Origin of the sequence: Chlamydia suis, assembly GCF_900169085.1 — a bacterium.
In the GTDB taxonomy this organism is placed as follows: Bacteria; Chlamydiota; Chlamydiia; order Chlamydiales; family Chlamydiaceae; genus Chlamydia; species Chlamydia suis.
On the sequence record NZ_LT821323.1, the window covers coordinates 794,455 to 813,691 of the forward strand.

Sequence of the window (19,237 nt, forward strand, 5' to 3'; positions counted from 1 at the left end):
GGATGGGTATACGCTTAGTTGTTGATAAAGGGCCCTTGTCTGGAACCGTTCTCATTTTAGAAAATGGGACGAGCTGGTCTCTTGGAAGTGATGGAAAGGCTAGTGATATTCTGTTACAAGATGAAAAGCTGGCTCCTGCTCAGATTCGCATCTCTTTAAAAAATGGGGAGTATTACCTGGAAAACCTGGATACTTCACGTCCAGTTTCTGTTGAGGGTGTTGTTGTTAGTGCTCCTGTTTTATTAAAAGATGGCGTTTCCTTCGTCATGGGAAGCTGTCAGCTATCATTTTTTAAAGGAGAAGAGGTAGAAGGAGATATCGAGATATCATTCCAGACGGAGGCTGGCGGAGAACAGACGGTAGGGCAAGACTTTACCGAAAATGCCCCAGCGGCATCGACAGTAGAAGCTGGGCATCAAGACTCTTCTTCTCAGGCGCTATCGGAGGGAGGTGCGTTAAGTCCCGCAACAACGAAAGAACAAGAGTTAGCGGAATCCTTTTTAGCTTCAGTTAAAAAGGAGCCAGGAACTGGACAAGAAGACTTGCAAAAAGAAAGTTCTTCGACAGAAAAGACTGCGTCTTCGTCTGCAAAAGAGGCAGAGAATCTTGAGCCTCCTTCAGTTAACCAAGAACAACCTAACCAAGCTACTCCAGCCGGTAGTGGTGAACTAACCCAATCTCAAAACGTGAGTATGGAAGAAAACAGAACATCGCCCGATCAAAATCAGCAGCCTCAGCTGTCTTCTGCTTCAGAATCAGGTTCTAACCATTCTGAGGATCAGGAGCAGGCCTCTCCATCACAGGACACCCCTAAGCAACCAGAAGAGACAAAAAACTCGGGAGAAGAGAGCGCTCCTTCTTCAGGAGAAGAGCTACCAGAGACAGAAAATCAGGGAGTTAATGAAGAAGATAAAAGCTCTGAAGAGGCGGTAGAAGAAACTTCTGAAGAGCAGGAAGAAACTTCGGAAGAGCAAGCAGAAGAAACTTCAGAAGAGCATGCTGTAGAGGCTTCCTCTGAAGAGGAGAAGAAAGAAGAAAAAGGAGAGGTTCTGGCTCCTTTCAATGTGCAAGATCTTTTTCGGTTTGATCAGGGGATTTTTCCTGCTGAGATAGAAGATCTTGCGCAGAAACAAGTAGCTGTAGATCTGACTCAGCCTTCACGATTCTTGTTAAAAGTGCTTGCTGGAGCAAATATTGGCGCGGAATTCCATTTAGATAGTGGCAAGACCTATATTGTGGGAAGTGATCCTAAGGCTGCTGATATTGTTTTGAATGATATGAGTATTTCGCATCAGCATGCAAAACTCATTGTTGGGAACGATAATTCCGTTTTGATTGAAGATTTAGGAAGTAAAAACGGAGTAATTGTTGAAGGTCGGAAGATCGAGCATCAATCTACTCTTTCTGCTAATCAAGTTGTTGCTTTGGGAACAACCTTATTCCTGCTTGTTGATTACGCCGCTCCTTCCGATACAGTAATGGCGACGATTTCTTCCGAAGATTACGGATTATTTGGTCGTCCACAATCTCCGGAAGAGATTGCCGCAAGAAAAGAGGAAGAAGAGGAAGAAAAAAGAAAACGAGCCACTTTGCCGACAGGAGCTTTTATTTTGACGCTGTTTGTTGGTGGGTTAGCGCTGCTTTTCGGTATAGGAACAGCTTCTTTATTTCATACGAAAGAAGTGGTTTCTATAGATCAGGTGGATTTGGTGCATGATATTGAGCATGTGATTCAACAATTTCCAACCGTACGATTTACTTTTAATAAGAATAATGGGCAGCTGTTTTTAATTGGCCATGTAAGAAACAGCATCGATAAAAGCGAGCTGCTTTACAAGGTTGACGCCCTACCTTTTGTTAAATCTGTTGATGATAACGTGATTGATGATGAGGCTGTCTGGCAAGAGATGAATATTTTGCTCTCTAAGAAGCCTGAGTTTAAAGGCATCAGCATGCAATCTCCGGAACCCGGAATTTTTGTTATTAGTGGATATCTAAAGACAGAAGAACAAGCAGCCTGTTTGGTAGATTACTTGAACCTACACTTTAATTATCTTTCGTTATTGGACAACAAAGTAGTTGTTGAAACTCAGGTAATGAAAGCTCTTGCGGGTCATTTGATTCAGTCGGGCTTTGCTAATGTCCATGTTGCCTTTACTAATGGTGAAGCTGTTTTAACAGGCTACATTAACAATAAAGATGCAGATAAGTTCCGGACAGTTGTGCAAGAACTGCAAGATATTGCAGGGATTCGTGTGGTGAAAAACTTTGTTGTTTTACTGCCCGCTGAAGAAGGTGTCATTGATTTGAATATGCGGTACCCAGGGCGTTATCGGGTAACCGGTTTTTCAAAATGTGGAGATATTAGTATTAACGTTGTAGTTAATGGGCGCATTTTAACCCGAGGCGATATTTTAGATGGAATGACGGTAACAAGCATACAACCTCATTGTATCTTTTTAGAACGGGAAGGGTTGAAATATAAAATTGAGTACAATAAATAGGCAGTTCGAGGTTTATTTAATTCTTCCAGGGAGGAATAAATCTATGTTTAATATGGAAAAATCGGCAGCTAAAGAAGAAAAAGCTGTCCGTCAGTTGTTTGATCTAGAACAAGACATGCACGATTTAACTAAAGCCCATGAAATCAATGCCAATGTACAAAATAAAGTACAGATGCTGACATCTTCTCTACGAGAAGGGGCTTCTAAAGAGTCTTTTGAGAAACAACAAACATTACTCGCGGGATATGTGGCTCTTCAAAAGGTGCTGGGGCGTATCAACCGTAAAATGGTGTAATGTAAACGGTAAAGGAGAGGGTATCTATGGCGAGCGGTAGTTGTTCGGCTTTTAATTTTAATCAGATGCTGGATGGCGTATGTAAATACGTTCAGGGAGTACAACAATATTTAACAGAATTAGAAACATCCACGCAAGGAACTGTAGACCTTGGGACAATGTTCAATTTGCAATTCCGTATGCAAATTTTGTCTCAATATATGGAATCTGTATCCAATATCTTGACCGCAGTGAATACAGAGATGATCACTATGGCAAGAGCTGTTAAAGGAAGTTAATAAAATAAGAGATGGGTCATGGCAGATTTGGATGTTTTTAAAGAAGATTTTGCGTTGTTGTTTGAAGCTGGGATGGTGGCGATCAAACAAGGAGATGAGGCTAGTGCTAAAGCTTTGTTTCAAGCTTTGTCGGTATTAAATCCTGAGCATACAGCTCATGAGTTGGGAATCGGACTGCTTCATTTACATAAAATGGATTTGACAACAGCAGAGGGGATTTTCCGAGGTGTTGTGGAGAAAGATCCTGAGAATTGGAGTGCAAAAGCTTTCCTATCGTTAACACTCATGATGATCGTTCTTCAGCAAGGAAGTTCTTTTGAAGTGCGCAGAGAAAGCCTGGAACACTGCTTACTTTTAGCTGGTCAGGTATTAGAAAATTGTGAAGTGGAGTCCACAAAGGCTTTAGCCAAATCTGTTCTGGATTGGCATGATGGATTAGTTGCCAAGAGTGGTGGACCTTTAAATTAGGGAAAGATTGGGGTATTCCATGATAGATCCTCTTAAGCTTTTTCCAAATTTTGATGGGGATAAGGAGAGTGCTGCGGTTAATAAACCTTCAGCATCTCCTATGCCCAGCGAATTAACTAAGAACGTGGCCACATTTTCTTTAGGAAGTGGAAGCTCTTCTTTGGACACGAGAGTGTCTGAAGAAAAGCCATCCTTGATGGCTATGATGGAGGATAAGAATTCGAAGCTCATCGATCCAGAATTAGAAGAAGCTTTAAATTCAGAAGAGTTACAGGAACAAATCAATTTGCTAAAAAGCCGGTTGTGGGATGCACAAACGCAAATGCAAAATCAAGATTTGGATAAGCTGGCTTCGGAGCATGTAGACGCTCTAGGAGTCATCGTTGATTTAATTAACGGAGATTTTCAGGCGATCGCTGAGCATACGCAGCAAGGTAAGCAAGGAGATCGCGAGGAAGAAAAATCTGCCACGCGTAAAATCGTCGATTGGGTCTCTTCCGGAGAGGAAATTTTAAATCGGGCTTTATTGTATTTTTCCGATCGCAACGGAGAGCGAGAAACTCTAGCAGATTTCTTGAAAGTTCAGTATGCCGTTCAAAGAGCTACACAGCGTGCCGAATTGTTTGCCAGTATTTTAGGGGCCACGGTGAGTAGTATAAAAACGATCATGACAACACAATTAGGTTAACATGAAAGAGCTAACGACTGAGTTTGATACACTCATGACTGAGCTGCCGGAGGTGCAATTAACGGCAGTTGTTGGGCGTATTATCGAAGTAGTCGGGATGTTAATCAAGGCTGTCGTCCCAGATGTTCGGGTTGGTGAAGTGTGTTTAGTGAAACGTTTTGGAATGGAGCCTCTGGTGACAGAGGTGGTAGGATTCACTCAAAACTTTGTTTTTCTTTCTCCTCTTGGAGAGTTAACCGGTGTGAGTCCTTCCTCTGAGGTGATAGCCACGGGCTTGCCTTTGCATATTCGAGCAGGATCTGGGCTTTTAGGACGAGTGTTAAATGGCCTTGGAGAGCCTATTGATACGGAGACTAAGGGGCCTTTAGAAAATGTGGATGCAATTTATCCAATTTTTAAAGCTCCTCCAGATCCTTTGCATCGGGCAAAATTGCGAACCATTTTATCTACGGGAGTGCGTTGTATCGATGGAATGCTAACCGTTGCTAAAGGACAACGGATTGGGATTTTTGCAGGAGCTGGGGTTGGAAAATCTTCGTTATTGGGCATGATTGCACGTAACGCTGAAGAAGCGGATATTAACGTCATTGCTTTGATCGGTGAGCGGGGACGAGAGGTCCGAGAGTTTATAGAGAATGACCTTGGTGAAGAAGGGATGAAACGCTCCGTTATTGTGGTTTCTACTTCTGATCAATCTTCTCAATTACGACTTAATGCGGCTTATGTGGGTACGGCTATAGCAGAGTATTTCAGGGATCAGGGTAAGACTGTTGTGCTGATGATGGACTCTGTAACCCGATTTGCGCGAGCCCTAAGAGAAGTTGGCCTTGCAGCCGGAGAGCCTCCCGCTCGAGCTGGATACACGCCTTCAGTATTTTCGACTTTGCCTAAATTATTGGAACGAGCGGGGGCCTCCGATAAGGGGACTATTACTGCTTTTTATACCGTATTGGTTGCTGGAGACGATATGAATGAGCCAGTAGCTGATGAAGTGAAATCTATTTTAGATGGACATATTGTTCTCTCTAATGCATTAGCGCAAGCCTATCATTATCCTGCCATTGATGTGCTAGCTTCCATTAGCCGGTTGCTAACGGCAATTGTTCCTGAAGAACAACGGCGAATTATTGGACGCGCTAGGGAAGTGTTAGCGAAGTATAAAGCGAATGAAATGTTAATTCGTATCGGAGAGTATCGTCGAGGATCTGATCGTGAGGTTGATTTTGCAATTGACCATATTGATAAATTAAATCGGTTCCTTAAGCAAGATATTCATGAAAAAACAAATTATGAGGAAGCTGCTCAGCAGTTACGAGCGATATTCCGGTGAGTTAGGAAAATAGTGGGATTGTGTGATTAGATATCCTTTAGAGCCTGTCTTATCTATTAAAAAGGATCGCGTAGATCGGGCAGAAAAGGTCGTTAAGGAGAAGCGAAGACTTTTAGAAATAGAACAAGAAAAATTGCGAGAGTGTGAGTCAGCGCGCGATAAAGTAAAGAATCACTATATGCAAAAGATTCGTCAGCTTCGCGAGCAGTTAGATGACGGGACGACCAGCGATGCGATTCTTAAGATGAAAGCCTACATTAAGGTTGTAGCTATACAACTTTCCGAAGAAGAAGAAAAAGTCAATAAACAGAAAGAAAGTGTACTGGCAGCAGCAAAAGAATTAGAAAGGGCTGAAGTAGAGCTGACAAAACGACGTAAAGAAGAAGAAAAAACGCGACTGCATAAAGAAGAATGGATGAAAGAAGCTCTCAAAGAGGAAGCTCGCCAGGAAGAAAAAGAGCAAGATGAAATGGGGCAACTGCTTCATCAGTTACGTAAGCAAAAACAACGGGAATCTGGGGAGAACTAGTTTATGGAACTCAATAAAACAACAGAATCTTTGTTTAATGCAAAGGTTGAGCACAATCATATACCAGCAGAAGCTCATGAACCGAGAGATCAACGAGAGGTTCGAGTATTTTCTTTAGAGGGAAGATCGTCCGCTAAACAAGCAAAAGATGATCGAGCGTTGGGAAGAACCTCTTCGCGTCAAGAAACTGCAAGAAGTTCTGAAGATGGATCCGTAGAAGAAAAAGCTTCAGGAGTTTCTTCGCGAGAAGAAGAAGAACAAAAAGAGGGGAACTTCTTTTCTGGAGGCAATCCAACTGCGGGTATGGCTCTTGTTGATACTCCCATGGCTGTCGCTAGTGAGGTTATGATGGAAACTAGCGTTTTGACTACGAGCACTATGAATTTAGAGTGGGTGGAGCAACTCGTTTTGACCACGGTAGAATCTTTACTGGTTGCTGATGTGGATGGCAAGCAATTAGTAGAAATTGTTTTGGATAACACAAGTACAGTACCAGAAGCTTTTTGTGGAGCTAATTTAACTCTAGTGCAGACAGGAGAGGATGTCGCTGTTTCCTTCTCGAATTTTGCAAATCAAGCTCAGGTTTCTGAAGCTATGCAGCTCGTTCAACGCAATCCTGAACAATTGGTTACTTTAGTAGGTTCCTTGAAAGCTCGTCAGTTAAATTTGACAGAGTTTGTCATAGGGAATGTTGCTGTTAGCTTACCCTCCATTGAAAAGGTAGAAACGCCTTTGCATATGATCGCAGCGACAATTCGTCATCATGATCAGGAAGGAGATCAGGAAGATAAAGGGCATCAAGACCAACATTCAGATCACCAGCAAGAGAAAAAAGTAGAAGAAGCGCAGATATAAGGTATTCTCATGGCAGTTGCGGCAGAGCCTAGTAGTAATTGGTTAAAAGCTAGAGACGAGTTACTAAGTTCTTTGCAAAAACAGGATGAAGAGCAGAGTTCTCTCCCTGTTTTCCCAAAGCAGGAGTGCGAGCAAAAACTTAAAGAGAAATTTCACATGGAAGAGGTGGAGCTTTCCTTTGAGTCGCAAGGACTTCTGTCTGCTGAAACTGCCATACAGGAATATGGGGAGCATATTTTGCTCCAGTCCTTTTTGGCCAACCCCTTTGAATCAGGGGAATTTTATATCGTTTCTTCCGAAGAAGAGTTACAAGCCCTGATAGGGACTATTTTTAATGACAGTTCTCTAGTTTCTTACTTCTATGAAAAAGATCGGTTATTAGGATTTCACTACTATTTTGTAGCCGAAATTTGCAAACTTTTGCAGGAGACTCCTTGGATTCCCTCAATGGCTGTGAAAGTAACTGGAGATGTCTCCTTTTCTGCACGAGCTCTAAAAGGGAATTATCATGTTATAAAAGTTTCTTGCCGTTTAGACAGCACTTATGTGCGTTTCTCTATTTTGGTTCCAGAAACGACCTCACAGAGCGTATATCGTTTCTTAGAAGAGAAAAATCAGACTTTCGATATGCAGAAAGTTGATTTGCAAACGCCAGTTACTCTCGCTATAGAAGTTGGTTTTTGTCAAATTTCAGAAGAAGAGTGGCACCAAGTTGTCCCTGGGAGTTTCATTTTATTAGATGCTTGTTTGTATGATCCAGATACAGGGGATGCTGGAGCCTTTTTGTCTATTCAGCGAACGCGATTTTTTGGTGGACGGTTTGTAGACAAACAGTCTGGAAGTTTTAAAATCACAGGATTACAAGAGCTTCAAGCTGAGGAAGTGCCTGAAGAACATAGTGAGGGGGGACCAGCAACTCCTTTGCCATCTGCAACAAAAGTTGTTGCAGAAGTTGGACGCTATTCGCTCTCTGTTGGAGAGTTTTTGAAGTTAGGCCCTGGGAGCGTCCTCTCTTTTGAAGGAGTGCATCCTACGTTAGGCGTTGATATTGTTCTGAATGGAGCTAAAGTAGGGCGGGGCACTATCATTGCTTTGCAAGATGTTCTAGGCATTCGGGTTTTAGAAGTATAAGAACCGTGCTTTTAATAAAAATTCTATAACTGGATCTTCTGCCTTAAGAATAAGTCATATCTTAAGGCAAGGGTTTTCTCCCGAAAAGAGATCTTAACGTTGTGTCAGTTTTTATGCTCGGATTAGGTGGATCTTTTCCTTCCAAAGCAAAGTATCTTCTGACGCGAGAACTCAGTCGTAAGGTAGGATTGACTGTTTATCAGGGAATAGAAGAACGAGCATCTTCTCCTGTGGTTATTAAAACCTTGGTCTCTCCAGGAATTCATGATCGACGTTTTCTTCAGGCTTTTGAAGAAGAAGCGAAGATTATGCAGCTCGTAGAACATCCAGCGTTTGTCCGATTAAAAGAAAAGGGCGAGTGGGATCAGGGACGCTATTTAGTTTCCGAGTATATCCAGGGTAATTCTTTGCGAGATATTATCCTCGCAGCTCCCCTACCCCTGGATAAAGCTGTTTCTATTGTTTTACAAATAGCACAGGCAATCACAACTCTTCATAAGCATCGAGTCTTGCATCTGGATATCAAACCAGAAAATATCGTGCTGTCTCGATTGGGAGAAGTTAGGCTGATCGATTACGGGCTTTCTGCTTGGCAATTCAATCACTGGGGATCACCAGCCTATATGAGCCCAGAGCAAAGTCGACAAGAGCAGCTCTCTCCTGCATCAGATGTGTATGCACTAGCTTTGCTTGCCTATGAGTTAATTATAGGACAACTTTCTTTAGGCAAAGTGTATTTATCTTTGCTTCCAGTGAACATTAGTAAAGTGTTAGCTCGCGCATTGCAGCCTGCACCGGAAGCGCGATTTCCATCTATGCATGAGTTTGCTATGGCTTTACAGGAGTATCTTTTGCATGATGTGTATGAAGATTATCGTAAAAAAGATCTCGTAGTTGCGCAGCTGGAACAGCTGCAGCAACAAAGCTTGTGGCTAGCTCCAGAAGAGCTTAATGTTCCTAAAGAGATGGCTATTCAAATCTATTCACAAAAAGAGCCTAGTTATTTACATAATGTCTACTATGACATGTTTAGCTCAGAGAATAGCAAGGAACTTTGGTTTTGCTATGCCCAAGGAAATGGGAGTTTTGCCTTAAGTATGATCAAACAGTTTCTCAAACAGCAAGAGGACAAAACAAAAGATATTCCAACGGTAATCAAGACAATGGATACTTTCTGTAAAACACTGCAAATCCCCCTTGGTGAACAAGGGATCTCTTGCTGTTGTTTTGTATTTTTCCAAGAAGAACTCTTGTGCTTTTCTTGTGGGAAAACTGATTTCTCGTTAAAAAAGCAAACGAGGAGAGTGCAACGATTTCAGGCGGAATCGCAAGGAATAGGGGAGAAGGGGCCTTTAGAGATCCACGAACAGTCTTTTTTGTGGGAAGTTGGCGATGAACTTATCGTACATACTCCAAAGGCTAGAGATTTGGTATATTTGTACTGTCCATCTTTCCTAAAGTTGCAAGATAGAGGGCAAATAGATATATTCTGCCAAACAGATGCTCTGCAGAAGGGAATCAAGCAGAAGCAGGACAGAAGTCTTTGTCCTTCAACACTTATCAGCTTAAAAAGAGTCCGGTGAACATAGTGACGTCGAAAATAGGAAGCAAGATTTTAAGAATCATTCAAAATAATAAAAAATTAGGCCTCTTGTCTGCGTTAGTTGTTCTAGATGCGGCGTTGTTAAGTGTGAACTCACAGTCTGGCGAGAGCTTAGTCAACCGTTCAGCTTCTTTGCCAAATTATCATGAAGCGGACCAGCAGATCGCTGCTTGTCCAAAAAATATCGCAAAAAATTTAGCGAAAAAGAGTGCTCCAGGAACAAAACCTGCGGTGGGCCCTACGCCATCTGCGCGTTCCTCATCTGTATCAGCAAAACCGCAAGCTCCTTTAGCGCAAACGCGACATTTTAAGAAAAATCACCAAATTTTTTCTCCGAATTTTACACAATCCACTCAGCCTGCTAATAAACCAGAAGAGAGAAAACGTCCCTTGGAATCTCGGTATTTACAAGGAGCTGCTAAGCAGGCTGCTGCCACGAAGGAAAAAAGATCTATCGAGCAGGAACAGATCAGAACAGAGGATGCTGCGGCTAAAATCTGGGAAGATAAACAAAATTATGCGCGGCGTGCAGTAAATGCCATCAATTTCAGTGTAAGGCAACAAATAGAAGAGCAGCATAAAGCTGCGTCTAATAAAGGCTCTGGGCATCCTCTATCTGGGAAAGAAGATAAGACTCCGCAGGAGGAGCCTTCTATCAAAACCGTACAAGATAGCTCCAAAGAGCAAGACGAAGAGAAAAAAGTTTTGGAACGTCTGAATCAGCGTTCGCTTACTTGCCAGGATCTCAAAGATGTCGGCTATACTGTAAACTTTGAAGACATCTCAATTCTGGAGTTATTGCAATTTGTCAGTAAAATTTCCGGGACAAATTTTGTTTTTGATAGCAATGACTTGCAGTTCAATGTAACCATAGTCTCTCACGACCCCACTTCTGTAGATGATTTGGCAACGATTCTTTTGCAAGTGCTGAAGATGCACGATCTAAAAGTCGTTGAACAGGGGAACAACGTATTAATTTATCGCAATCCTAAGCTTTCCAAACTATCCACAGTGGTTACTGATGGTTCTGCAAAGGATACTTGTGAAGCTGTCGTGGTGACACGAGTATTCCGATTGTATAGTGTAAGTCCTTCTGCTGCTGTAGGAATTATTCAACCGTTACTTTCACATGATGCGATTATTAGCGCTTCAGAATCTACAAGACATATTATCGTCTCGGACATAGCAGGAAACATTGAGAAAGTTCGTGAATTACTGCAAGCTCTAGATAGCCCAGGAGCCGCTATCGATATGTCCGAGTACGAGGTGCAGTTTGCGAATCCTGCCGCGTTAGTTAGCTATTGCCAAGATGTCCTTGGCGCAATGGCTGAAGAAGAAGCTTTTCAAATTTTCATTCAGCCTGGGACAAATAAAATTTTTGTGATTTCATCGCCAAGATTAACTGCTAAAGCGATCCAATTATTGGAGTCTTTAGATATTCCGGAGATGGCGCACACTCTGGATGATGTGACGAGCCCAGCAGCTGCATTAGGAAGCTCTGGGGCCGCCAATCCTAAAAGTTTGCGCTTTTTCATGTACAAATTGAAATATCAAAATGGAGCAGCGATTGCTCAGGCTATTCAAGATATTGGGTATAATTTGTACGTAACAACGGCAATGGATGAAGATTTCATCAATACATTGAATAGTATCCAATGGTTACCTGTTAATAACTCTATCGTCGTCATTGGGAATCAGGCAAATGTAGACAAGGTGGTTAGTTTACTCAATGGCTTAGATCTTCCTCCGAAACAAGTATATATAGAAGTCTTGATTTTGGAGACGAGTTTAGAAAAATCTTGGGATTTTGGGGTGCAGTGGGCAGCTTTAGGGGATGAGCAAGGGAAAGTAGCCTATGCCTCTGGGTTGCTAAGCAATACAGGATTGACAGAACCTCTCCGTAATCAGGCGTTACCTATCGCTCCTAATCCCGGGAATATTTCTTTACCAACTCCGGGGCAATTAGCCGGAATCAGCGATATGATGTATGGCTCTTCTGCTTTTGGATTGGGAATTATTGGGAATGTTCTTAGTCATAATGGGAAGTCTTACTTAACATTAGGAGGCTTGTTAAGCGCGTTAGACCAAGATGGGGATACGACCGTGGTGCTTAACCCAAGAATCATGGCTCAGGACACTCAACAAGCCTCCTTCTTCGTAGGACAGACTATACCGTTTCAAACAACTAGTACCGTTATTCAAGAAACGGGCTCTGTTACACAAAATATTGAATACGAAGATATCGGCGTGAATCTTGTCGTAACATCAACTATTGCTCCAAATAATGTTGTTACCTTGCAGATAGAGCAAACGATTTCTGAGTTGCATTCAGCGCAGGGGGTGCTCACTCCTGTAACAGATAAGACATTTGCTGCCACAAGATTACAAGTGCCTGATGGGTGTTTCCTCGTTATGAGTGGACACATTCGAGATAAATTAACAAAGATCGTTTCCGGAGTGCCGCTACTCAGTTCTCTTCCATTAATTAAAGGGCTCTTCAGTCGGACCGTTGATCAGCGCCAAAAGCGCAATATTATGATTTTTATTAAACCAAAAGTGATCAGTAGTTTTGAGGAAGGAACGGCCTTATCTAACACAGAAGGGTACCGTTATAACTGGGAAAGTGAGAGGGGATCTTTAGAAATTGCTCCTCGTCACGCCCCCGAATGTCAGCATATTCCTAAGGTCCAAGCAGAAAGTGATTTTAAAATGCTGGAAATAGAAGCCGAATAATGGTATAAAGGTTGCAAGTTGGTATTCTAACGCCATGGAATAGCTTCTGACTCTAGTGCGTGTGCACAGGGGGGAAGTCAAGATGGACTGGAGTTAGCCGTATCTCCGGTTCTCTTGGCTTTTTGTGAATTAGCCTAAATAGCTCAGTTGGTAGAGCAACGCATTCGTAACGCGTAGGTCGTCGGTTCGATCCCGGCTTTAGGCATGCCCAGGTAGGGTGTATTGATTAGGGTAGTTGCTTAGATATTTGTTCATGTAACAAGCCGTCAGTGTCTAAGCCGAAAGAGGAATTTCATTCCTTCGTCCCCTCTTTCAGACTCGAATAATCAGTCGCTCTGCCTGGGGTTTTGTTGTCCTAGCTCGTATCTGAGCTATCATCTCTTTTTCAACAGTCTTATCCGCGGAATCTTGATTGTACAGAGCAAGGTGCCCTCTTCGTAACTCCCAGAATAGGGGATTCCAGAAAGGTTGTTTTTCGCTATCTTCGATCCACTGCATACTCATCCCCAATTGTATCCAGCTTGTCGCATCTAATGCCTCTTGTAAATCTAAAGAACAAGAATGTGTAAGCATTCCTATGGATCGAAGTATCCGGTTTTTGATCTCTGTAGAGTTTTCTGTTAATAACTGGTTACGAGCAGCTGTCTCTGCGGATAAAATTTTTGATACCACGATCCTTAATGAAGAAAGAATCTGTTCTTCCGATAGTCCTAACGAACAAATATTGGATAAACAAAGGATATCCCCTAAAGATTCTTGGGATAAGGGAAGTAGAGAGGAGACAGCAAATTCTCGTTGATGAGGGACTAAGAGCTCGGCAAGTGTATTTTTATACCTAAGAGCAGGAACATGAATAAAAGCTCGAGCTATAAGTGCTGTTCCGCAACGCAACGGATCTGTAGTTAAAAATCCAAAATCAGAAGAAAAGGCAAAAGACAGAGAGCTCTGTAGATATGTATCCAATGTAATTAATTTTTGTAACAAAATCTCTGGCTGCCACACAAAATCTATGCCATGCAACACTAAATGATCTTGGAGATTGATTCCTATTAATAGAGTTCCGGTTCGATTCACAATCAGCGCTTCTCCCTCTAAGGAACCTCCTAAGTCGAAAGAGCAGAGATAATGTTCTAATAAGCATTCTCGTTGCCATATAGGTAAATCTTTGAGAGGTAATACAAAAAACTCTTCTCCTTCGATAGTAGAAAATTGTTTGGCAATAGTTTCTAAAACATCACGTTTGTTTTCTTTAGAGAGACAAGGAACAAATTTAGAAACAGAAAGATTCCTTGATAAAGAGATCGTCGAAATGGGACGAACAGTTTCTGTTTTAAGGGAGTATTTGCTGGATATGATATCTGTAAGAATAGGATTAGGGAGCATCGGTAGTGTTCTGATTTTTTAGTTGATTAATCTGATCACGAATTTCTGCAGCTTGCTCATAATCTTCTTGGCGTAAAGTCTCTTGCAAGGCCTCATGTAAAGCAATCAGACGCATAGCAGGGTTAATGGTGGGTTTTTCTAAATTTTCTAAAGAACGGCCAATATGAAAGTTGTTGGTTTTATCGGCCGTATAGGATGAAATAGCTTGATGACGCAAGAGCTGAGATACGATAAGAGATTTGAAGGTCCTATAACATAAAGAACATCCTAATAAAATCTTGTCTGTATCACGGATACACCACTTGGTTTTGCAGTTACCACATTCTAAAATCAAAGAATCTTTAGTTGAAGAAGCGAGAAAAGTTTCTCGATCGTAGTATCGGGAGGGGTAAGGACAGTTATTGCACACATAACACCGCGAAGTGATGTTGTCAGAAATTTCTGTAAAGCAAATCACCGCTGGTTGTTGGCAGTTATAACAAAGAGCAGAAGACTCTTCCGAAGGATCCATATCAAAAGCCGTGCAAATACAATGAAGTATTTCCAGCAATAACAAAAAACGTAAAGGATGAAAATATTTTTAGTGAAAAGGATTACCTTCTGAGGAAAAAAGAAATGGGTCTTGAAGGATTCGAACCTGCGACCCTCTCATTAAAAGTGAGATGCTCTAACCGCTGAGCTAAAGACCCATATTTCTTTTTTGTTATGACCCCAAGGGGATTCGAACCCCTGTTACCGGAATGAAAATCCGATGTCCTGGGCCAGGCTAGACGATGGGGCCAGGACGGGTGTAATGTTACCATTAAACCCCTTTTTTCTGCAAGGCTCTTTCTTTAAAAATCGAATAATTTTCAAAGAAAAAGCTCCTTGCAAAGAAGCTGTCTATAACGAAGATAGCTCAGCCTCTTTCTGCTTCGTAAGCTCTTCTACCTGCTTACAAAACTTATCCGTAAGTTCCTGAATTTTTTTCTCCAGACCTTTCACGGCATCTTCTGTTAGGTTGTTATCTTTTTTCAACCTATCGTTAAATGTTCGTCGAATATTGCGAATAGATACTTTGGCTTCCTCGCTTTTGCGTTTCAGCTGTTTTACTACTTCACGTCTGTACTCTTCTGTAGGCGCCGGAACGTTGATCCGAACCGTAGCCCCTTCAACTATGGGCTGCAGGTTTAAATTCGCTGCTAAAATCCCTTTGGAAATAGCAGAAACAGTCCCTGCATCATAAGGAGAAATTAAAAGTTGGCGTACATCAGAAACACTGATCGATGCAATGTCTGACAACCGCATAGTCGTCCCGTATACTTCAACGGTGACAGTTTCTACCAGAGCAGGGTGTGCTTTCCCAGTTCTAAATCCTCGGATTTCCTTCTGAAAAAACGTTAAAACCCCAGACATCTCTTTCTCAGCAGAAGAGAGCGTCATAGCTGACCCTCCTCTTCAGAAGATATTACTGTACCAACAGCATTGAAGATCGCCTCTTCTAGAGAATGCCTTGAAAAGCTAAACATTCTAATTGGGATGCCAGCCTCCATACACAAAGATACGGCAGCCGGGTCAATCGCGCCCAACCCTTGGGAGAGGAAATCTCTGTAAGAGATGTGATCGTATTTTACCGCATCAGCAAACTCTCTTGGATCTCGATCATAAACTCCATCCACATGCATCGTTGCTTTGAGTAACACATCGACTTTTAATTCACAGGCACGCAAAGCTGCGCCTGTGTCTGTTGTTAAATATGGAGCCCCAGCCCCCATAGTACATATGACAATTTTACCCTGACTTAGGGCATCAGATGCTTTCTGCGGATTATACAAGTCTGCTAACTGTGGACAAGACAATGTTGACGTTAATAGATTGGGCACGTCTTCAGTTTTCAAAGCATCTGCCAGAGCCATTCCGTTAATTAACGTCGCTAACATTCCCATTTGATCAGCTGAAACCCGGTTGATCTGCAGGCTTTGGCTTTGAGAAAGTCCGCGGAGGATATTCCCTCCGCCGATTACCACCGCGACCTCAACATCTGCATTGCGAACAACTTTAAGTTCCGCAATCAACCGAGAAAGACGCTCTTCACTGATCCTGCTGCTGGAACTCTCATCAGAAAGAGCCTCTCCAGAGATCTTGAATAAAACTCGTTTCACTCGTTTTTTCATCATCTCGCCATTTAGTTATGCGCCAATTTTCCAAAAGATAAAATGCTCAACTTTTAGTGGTTCTCCACTAGCTTGCGCAGCTCTATCAACAAGTTCTCGAATGGTAATTTCAGGATCCTTAATGAAGGCCTGTTCCAATAAACAAGTCTCTTGGAAAAATGCCTTAAACTTCCCTTTAGTAATTCTCTCAATTACTTCCTGGGGCTTCCCTGCTATCTGGGAAGAAAACACTTCCCGTTCCCTTTCTAAAACCTCCTGAGGAACGGTTTCTTGACTCAAAAATTGTGGCTGACTCGCCACAATGTGCATCGCGATGTCTTTCGCCAGAGCCTCTTGTTTCTCGGATCCGGAAAGGAAAACTACCGCAACAGCCTTCCCATTTCCGTGAGAATAGACTCCTATGCTTTGGCCGGAGTTAACTGGCGTATAAAGCGCGCGTGTTATACGAATATTTTCTCCGACCGTTTGCATAGTTACAGCCCTGAGCTCTTCCACTGTCAGAGAAGGCTCTTGAGAGGACATCACATGAGCTAAAGCTTCAACATCACTAAGTTTATTGTTGAGGAGGTCGGATAATAAACCTGTGACGAATGTCCGAAAAACGCTATTGTTGGCGACAAAATCTGTCTCAACATTTACTTCGATGATGGCCGATCCTCGTTCATCGACCAGCGCAGCAATAACGCCTTCTTTTGTTTCTCGGTGTTCCTTCTTGCTCGCAGAGGCAAGCCCAAGTTTCCGTAAGTAGAGGACAGCATCTTCCAAGTTGCCCTTAGCATGTTCAAGAGCTTCCTTACATTTCGTCAGGCCCACGCCTGTTTGCTGTCTTAAATTTTTCAACGCTTCCATGGAAAAGTCGCTCATTTTAATGCCTCGCAATTGTCTATGTCTGCCCAAAGTAAAAAGCCTTCCCGAGACTTGTTGTCGTTGTCTTGAGATTCGCTTGAAACAGGGACCTCTTCAACAATTTCGACAGGTCTTTCCATAGGACGCACAGGGGATAAAATTTCGATTCCCGAACGTTTTTTCGCATCAATAATAGCATCCTTAAGAACGTTAACAACAAGCCGGATGCTTTTTATTGAATCATCATTACATGGAATAATATGTTGTATGGGGGTCGGATCACAATTTGTATCAACTAAAGCCATCACAGGAATGCCAAGTTTCCCGGCTTCTGCTACTGCAATACGCTCATATCCCGGATCAACGACAACCAGAAGCCCTGGAAGAGAATTCATATAACGAACACCTTCCAGGTTGTTGAGCAGCTTGCGATGTCTTTTAGCTAATAAAGCGATCTCTTTTTTCGTGAGAATAGAATTTGGAGCCTCAAGGTCCAACTCAATTCTGTTTAATGTTTTCACGGAGTTTCTAATGGTTGACATGTTTGTTAACATGCCGCCCAGCCATCTTTCCGAGGCAAAGAACTCTCCGCATTCGATGGCGGCTTCTCTAATGATCGGTTTTGCTTGTTTTTTTGTTCCAACAAACAAAATAGATCTTCCTTGTTCTACGGCTTTTTGAATGTGAAAAACAGCCTTTTTCAGTTGAGCTAAAGTCTTAGCCAAATCAATAATATAAAGGCCATTTCTTTCTTCAAAAATGAAAGGCTTCATTTTTGGATTCCAGCGGCTTGTCTGGTGTCCAAAATGTGCCCCAGATTCTAAAAGTTCTTTTAAAGTTAGTTCGCAAGAAAATTCCAAGCTTTGTCCCTCCCTATTTAAGTGTTAACAAGGCATCTGAGCTGTGCTGCTCAGATTTCAGACTTGGTGGTTGTTGCGTGTTAGGAAGCGCCCGATCAGAATCGAACTGACACCGGTAGCTTGGAAGGCTACAGCTCTACCATTGAGCTACGGGCGCGCTCAAGTAGACCGACATAGTAGTTGAAGGATGGGTTTTTATGCAAGCGTGTTTTGTAGAATTTTTTACTTTTTTTTAACTAAGAATAAGGAAGCTTTTGTAAACAGGAGGGCAATTGTGTGTGCGGGAAGAGTCTTTGAAAAAAACTGGACTCGGCTTCCACCGAGTCCAGAAACACCGGAGTGTTTGTTGATGAAAAATAAGCTAATTAAAAAAGATTCTAATAAAATTTTACACCGCTATTAGAAACGGAATTGAGCATTTACGTGAGCTGCTCTTTCGTCGATTAAGCGAGTCTCAACAGTAACTGCGTATTTGTCAGCATCTACAATCGTTGTTCCAACTGCAAGACCACAAGATTTTCTGGACTTCATCTTGTTGATTTGCAAGGAGACGATTTGCATTGTATCTTGTAATTTGGCGGCATCTTGGCCTTTTCCAGAAATGGTGGGGTTAAGTGTTGTTATATCGCCAACAAAGGTTGCCGCTTTAGGCTGAGCAATGCGAATTGTGTCGGCATCAAAGCTTGCTCGAGACCATTTAACTCCAATGTAAGGAGTGAACATATTTAATCTGTAAGAGAGGGCTAAACTTGCCTGCCATTCATGGTAATCGATAGAGGCATCTTTAGTCCCTGTAGCATTAGGTGTTCCTGCTGTTAGATCGAGAGGGAATTCTACCCCAACATACCCTTGAGGTTTGTTGATGGTGAATTCAGCAGCATTGCAAAGAACGTTTAACTCTTCTACTTTAGGTTTAGACTGAGCGTATTGGAAAGAAGCTCCCAAGGTTGCGCATCCACACTCCCATAAAGCAGCTCTAGCGCCAACACTCCAAGCAAAGGCTGTATCTGTATAAAGCTCGACAACGGCTTGAGTTAAACTAACGTTAGGTAAATCTGCTTTGTCTATGTCGGTTGTTTGATCTAATCCAAAAAGACCTACTAGATTGAAAGCTGCAGAGTTGCCTTTGAGGTATCCGTTAGTTGCTCCTAAAGTACAGAATACATCAAAACGATCCCAAATATTCAACGCCATAAAAGCAGCATTGGTAAACATCTCCGCATCTTGGAAATGCTTGCCATAAGCTACGTTACTTGTTGTTTCACGAGTCTGTGACTGTGCTGCATCGGCCGAATACTGTTGTCCCATTTCAAACTCTTTGGCCACATCTGTTTTTAAGACGCGATCAAAAACATAATCTCCATAATAGCCGAGACGCAGGCTGACAGCATCACACCAAGTTGTGCAGGGATCGCAAGGATCACCGCCAAAACCTTCCCAAAGAATCCCGTCAATCATAAGGCTTGGTTCAGCAGGATTCCCCACAGGCAGAGCTTGCAAGGAGGAAGCAGAACCCAAAGCGGCAAATACTAATACCGATTTCAAGAGTCTTTTCATTCTTACCTCTAAGATTGTATATTT

Annotated in this window: 18 protein-coding genes and 4 tRNA genes; 12 read left to right on the forward strand and 10 right to left on the reverse strand. The window is 42.4% G+C overall.

Features of this window, described 5'->3' with window-relative positions; translation table 11 throughout:
* The first annotated feature begins 2 nt into the window (after positions 1 to 2).
* From sctD to B6E89_RS03675, 12 genes are all read left to right on the forward strand, one after another.
* On the forward strand, positions 3 to 2,504 hold the full coding sequence (gene sctD, locus B6E89_RS03620; RefSeq protein ID WP_080133160.1) for a type III secretion system inner membrane ring subunit SctD: 2,502 nt from the start codon (positions 3 to 5) through the stop codon (positions 2,502 to 2,504).
* A 43-nt stretch (positions 2,505 to 2,547) separates the two neighbouring features.
* A complete protein-coding gene (locus B6E89_RS03625) occupies positions 2,548 to 2,799 on the forward strand; it encodes a DUF5398 domain-containing protein (protein ID WP_035407299.1) in 252 nt (83 codons plus the stop codon).
* A 26-nt stretch (positions 2,800 to 2,825) separates the two neighbouring features.
* Positions 2,826 to 3,077: a type III secretion system protein CdsF gene (gene cdsF, locus B6E89_RS03630; RefSeq protein WP_009872038.1), complete on the forward strand. Its 252-nt coding sequence runs from the start codon at positions 2,826 to 2,828 to the stop codon at positions 3,075 to 3,077.
* A gap of 18 nt (positions 3,078 to 3,095) precedes the next feature.
* Entirely contained in the window at positions 3,096 to 3,545 is a 450-nt protein-coding gene (locus tag B6E89_RS03635; protein ID WP_035407303.1) for a CdsG family type III secretion system protein, read from the forward strand.
* Positions 3,546 to 3,564: 19 nt separating this feature from the next.
* A complete protein-coding gene (locus tag B6E89_RS03640; protein ID WP_080133161.1) occupies positions 3,565 to 4,233 on the forward strand; it encodes a CT668 family type III secretion system protein in 669 nt (222 codons plus the stop codon).
* Between the two features lies 1 nt (position 4,234).
* On the forward strand, positions 4,235 to 5,563 hold the full coding sequence (gene cdsN, locus B6E89_RS03645) for a SctN family type III secretion system ATPase CdsN (RefSeq protein ID WP_080121635.1): 1,329 nt from the start codon (positions 4,235 to 4,237) through the stop codon (positions 5,561 to 5,563).
* A 22-nt stretch (positions 5,564 to 5,585) separates the two neighbouring features.
* The gene (cdsO, locus tag B6E89_RS03650) at positions 5,586 to 6,092 is read left to right on the forward strand and encodes a type III secretion system protein CdsO (RefSeq protein WP_035407310.1); all 507 of its coding nucleotides are present in this window, start codon (positions 5,586 to 5,588) and stop codon (positions 6,090 to 6,092) included.
* 3 nt (positions 6,093 to 6,095) lie between these two features.
* Complete coding sequence (locus tag B6E89_RS03655; RefSeq protein WP_080121636.1) at positions 6,096 to 6,947, forward strand: DUF5421 family protein; 852 nt, start codon at positions 6,096 to 6,098, stop codon at positions 6,945 to 6,947.
* A gap of 9 nt (positions 6,948 to 6,956) precedes the next feature.
* On the forward strand, positions 6,957 to 8,078 hold the full coding sequence (gene sctQ, locus B6E89_RS03660; protein ID WP_080133162.1) for a type III secretion system cytoplasmic ring protein SctQ: 1,122 nt from the start codon (positions 6,957 to 6,959) through the stop codon (positions 8,076 to 8,078).
* A gap of 113 nt (positions 8,079 to 8,191) precedes the next feature.
* On the forward strand, positions 8,192 to 9,661 hold the full coding sequence (locus tag B6E89_RS03665) for a serine/threonine protein kinase (RefSeq protein WP_035407320.1): 1,470 nt from the start codon (positions 8,192 to 8,194) through the stop codon (positions 9,659 to 9,661).
* On the forward strand, positions 9,658 to 12,414 hold the full coding sequence (locus B6E89_RS03670) for a secretin N-terminal domain-containing protein (protein ID WP_080121638.1): 2,757 nt from the start codon (positions 9,658 to 9,660) through the stop codon (positions 12,412 to 12,414). The genes B6E89_RS03665 and B6E89_RS03670 overlap by 4 nt, the downstream gene beginning before the upstream one ends.
* Positions 12,415 to 12,546: 132 nt before the next feature.
* Positions 12,547 to 12,619: transfer RNA gene (locus tag B6E89_RS03675), tRNA-Thr, on the forward strand.
* A 107-nt stretch (positions 12,620 to 12,726) separates the two neighbouring features.
* On the opposite strand, the gene B6E89_RS03680 is transcribed toward B6E89_RS03675, so the two are convergent.
* From B6E89_RS03680 to B6E89_RS03730, 10 genes are all read right to left on the reverse strand, one after another.
* A complete protein-coding gene (locus tag B6E89_RS03680; RefSeq protein ID WP_080121639.1) occupies positions 12,727 to 13,797 on the reverse strand; it encodes a protein arginine kinase in 1,071 nt (356 codons plus the stop codon).
* Complete coding sequence (locus B6E89_RS03685) at positions 13,787 to 14,308, reverse strand: UvrB/UvrC motif-containing protein (RefSeq protein WP_080121640.1); 522 nt, start codon at positions 14,306 to 14,308, stop codon at positions 13,787 to 13,789. Before B6E89_RS03685 ends, B6E89_RS03680 begins: the two co-directional genes overlap by 11 nt.
* Positions 14,309 to 14,413: 105 nt before the next feature.
* Positions 14,414 to 14,486, reverse strand: a tRNA-Lys gene (locus B6E89_RS03690).
* A 17-nt stretch (positions 14,487 to 14,503) separates the two neighbouring features.
* A tRNA-Glu gene (locus B6E89_RS03695) sits at positions 14,504 to 14,578 on the reverse strand.
* Positions 14,579 to 14,679: 101 nt separating this feature from the next.
* Complete coding sequence (gene frr, locus B6E89_RS03700; protein WP_035407331.1) at positions 14,680 to 15,219, reverse strand: ribosome recycling factor; 540 nt, start codon at positions 15,217 to 15,219, stop codon at positions 14,680 to 14,682.
* Complete coding sequence (pyrH, locus tag B6E89_RS03705) at positions 15,216 to 15,953, reverse strand: UMP kinase (RefSeq protein ID WP_080128541.1); 738 nt, start codon at positions 15,951 to 15,953, stop codon at positions 15,216 to 15,218. The genes frr and pyrH overlap by 4 nt, the downstream gene beginning before the upstream one ends.
* 12 nt (positions 15,954 to 15,965) lie before the next feature.
* Positions 15,966 to 16,814, reverse strand: coding sequence for a translation elongation factor Ts (gene tsf / locus B6E89_RS03710; protein ID WP_035407337.1), 849 nt, complete (start codon positions 16,812 to 16,814; stop codon positions 15,966 to 15,968).
* Positions 16,811 to 17,656 (reverse strand): 30S ribosomal protein S2, encoded by an 846-nt coding sequence (rpsB, locus tag B6E89_RS03715; protein ID WP_080121642.1) that lies wholly within the window; start codon positions 17,654 to 17,656, stop codon positions 16,811 to 16,813. The genes tsf and rpsB overlap by 4 nt, the downstream gene beginning before the upstream one ends.
* A gap of 86 nt (positions 17,657 to 17,742) precedes the next feature.
* A tRNA-Gly gene (locus B6E89_RS03720) sits at positions 17,743 to 17,813 on the reverse strand.
* Positions 17,814 to 18,055: 242 nt separating this feature from the next.
* Positions 18,056 to 19,213: a porin gene (locus B6E89_RS03730; RefSeq protein ID WP_080121644.1), complete on the reverse strand. Its 1,158-nt coding sequence runs from the start codon at positions 19,211 to 19,213 to the stop codon at positions 18,056 to 18,058.
* Positions 19,214 to 19,237: the final 24 nt, after the last annotated feature.

What these genes read in the sequence shown, in the direction of transcription:
- sctD (WP_080133160.1), top strand. Translation starts at nt 3, where the DNA reads ATGGGTATACGCTTAGTTGTTGATAAAGGGCCCTTGTCTGGAACCGTT.
- B6E89_RS03625 (WP_035407299.1), top strand. Translation starts at nt 2,548, where the DNA reads ATGTTTAATATGGAAAAATCGGCAGCTAAAGAAGAAAAAGCTGTCCGT.
- cdsF (WP_009872038.1), top strand. Translation starts at nt 2,826, where the DNA reads ATGGCGAGCGGTAGTTGTTCGGCTTTTAATTTTAATCAGATGCTGGAT.
- B6E89_RS03635 (WP_035407303.1), top strand. Translation starts at nt 3,096, where the DNA reads ATGGCAGATTTGGATGTTTTTAAAGAAGATTTTGCGTTGTTGTTTGAA.
- B6E89_RS03640 (WP_080133161.1), top strand. Translation starts at nt 3,565, where the DNA reads ATGATAGATCCTCTTAAGCTTTTTCCAAATTTTGATGGGGATAAGGAG.
- cdsN (WP_080121635.1), top strand. Translation starts at nt 4,235, where the DNA reads ATGAAAGAGCTAACGACTGAGTTTGATACACTCATGACTGAGCTGCCG.
- B6E89_RS03655 (WP_080121636.1), top strand. Translation starts at nt 6,096, where the DNA reads ATGGAACTCAATAAAACAACAGAATCTTTGTTTAATGCAAAGGTTGAG.
- sctQ (WP_080133162.1), top strand. Translation starts at nt 6,957, where the DNA reads ATGGCAGTTGCGGCAGAGCCTAGTAGTAATTGGTTAAAAGCTAGAGAC.
- B6E89_RS03665 (WP_035407320.1), top strand. Translation starts at nt 8,192, where the DNA reads ATGCTCGGATTAGGTGGATCTTTTCCTTCCAAAGCAAAGTATCTTCTG.
- B6E89_RS03680 (WP_080121639.1), bottom strand. Translation starts at nt 13,797, where the DNA reads ATGCTCCCTAATCCTATTCTTACAGATATCATATCCAGCAAATACTCC.
- B6E89_RS03685 (WP_080121640.1), bottom strand. Translation starts at nt 14,308, where the DNA reads ATGGATCCTTCGGAAGAGTCTTCTGCTCTTTGTTATAACTGCCAACAA.
- frr (WP_035407331.1), bottom strand. Translation starts at nt 15,219, where the DNA reads ATGACGCTCTCTTCTGCTGAGAAAGAGATGTCTGGGGTTTTAACGTTT.
- pyrH (WP_080128541.1), bottom strand. Translation starts at nt 15,953, where the DNA reads ATGATGAAAAAACGAGTGAAACGAGTTTTATTCAAGATCTCTGGAGAG.
- tsf (WP_035407337.1), bottom strand. Translation starts at nt 16,814, where the DNA reads ATGAGCGACTTTTCCATGGAAGCGTTGAAAAATTTAAGACAGCAAACA.
- B6E89_RS03730 (WP_080121644.1), bottom strand. Translation starts at nt 19,213, where the DNA reads ATGAAAAGACTCTTGAAATCGGTATTAGTATTTGCCGCTTTGGGTTCT.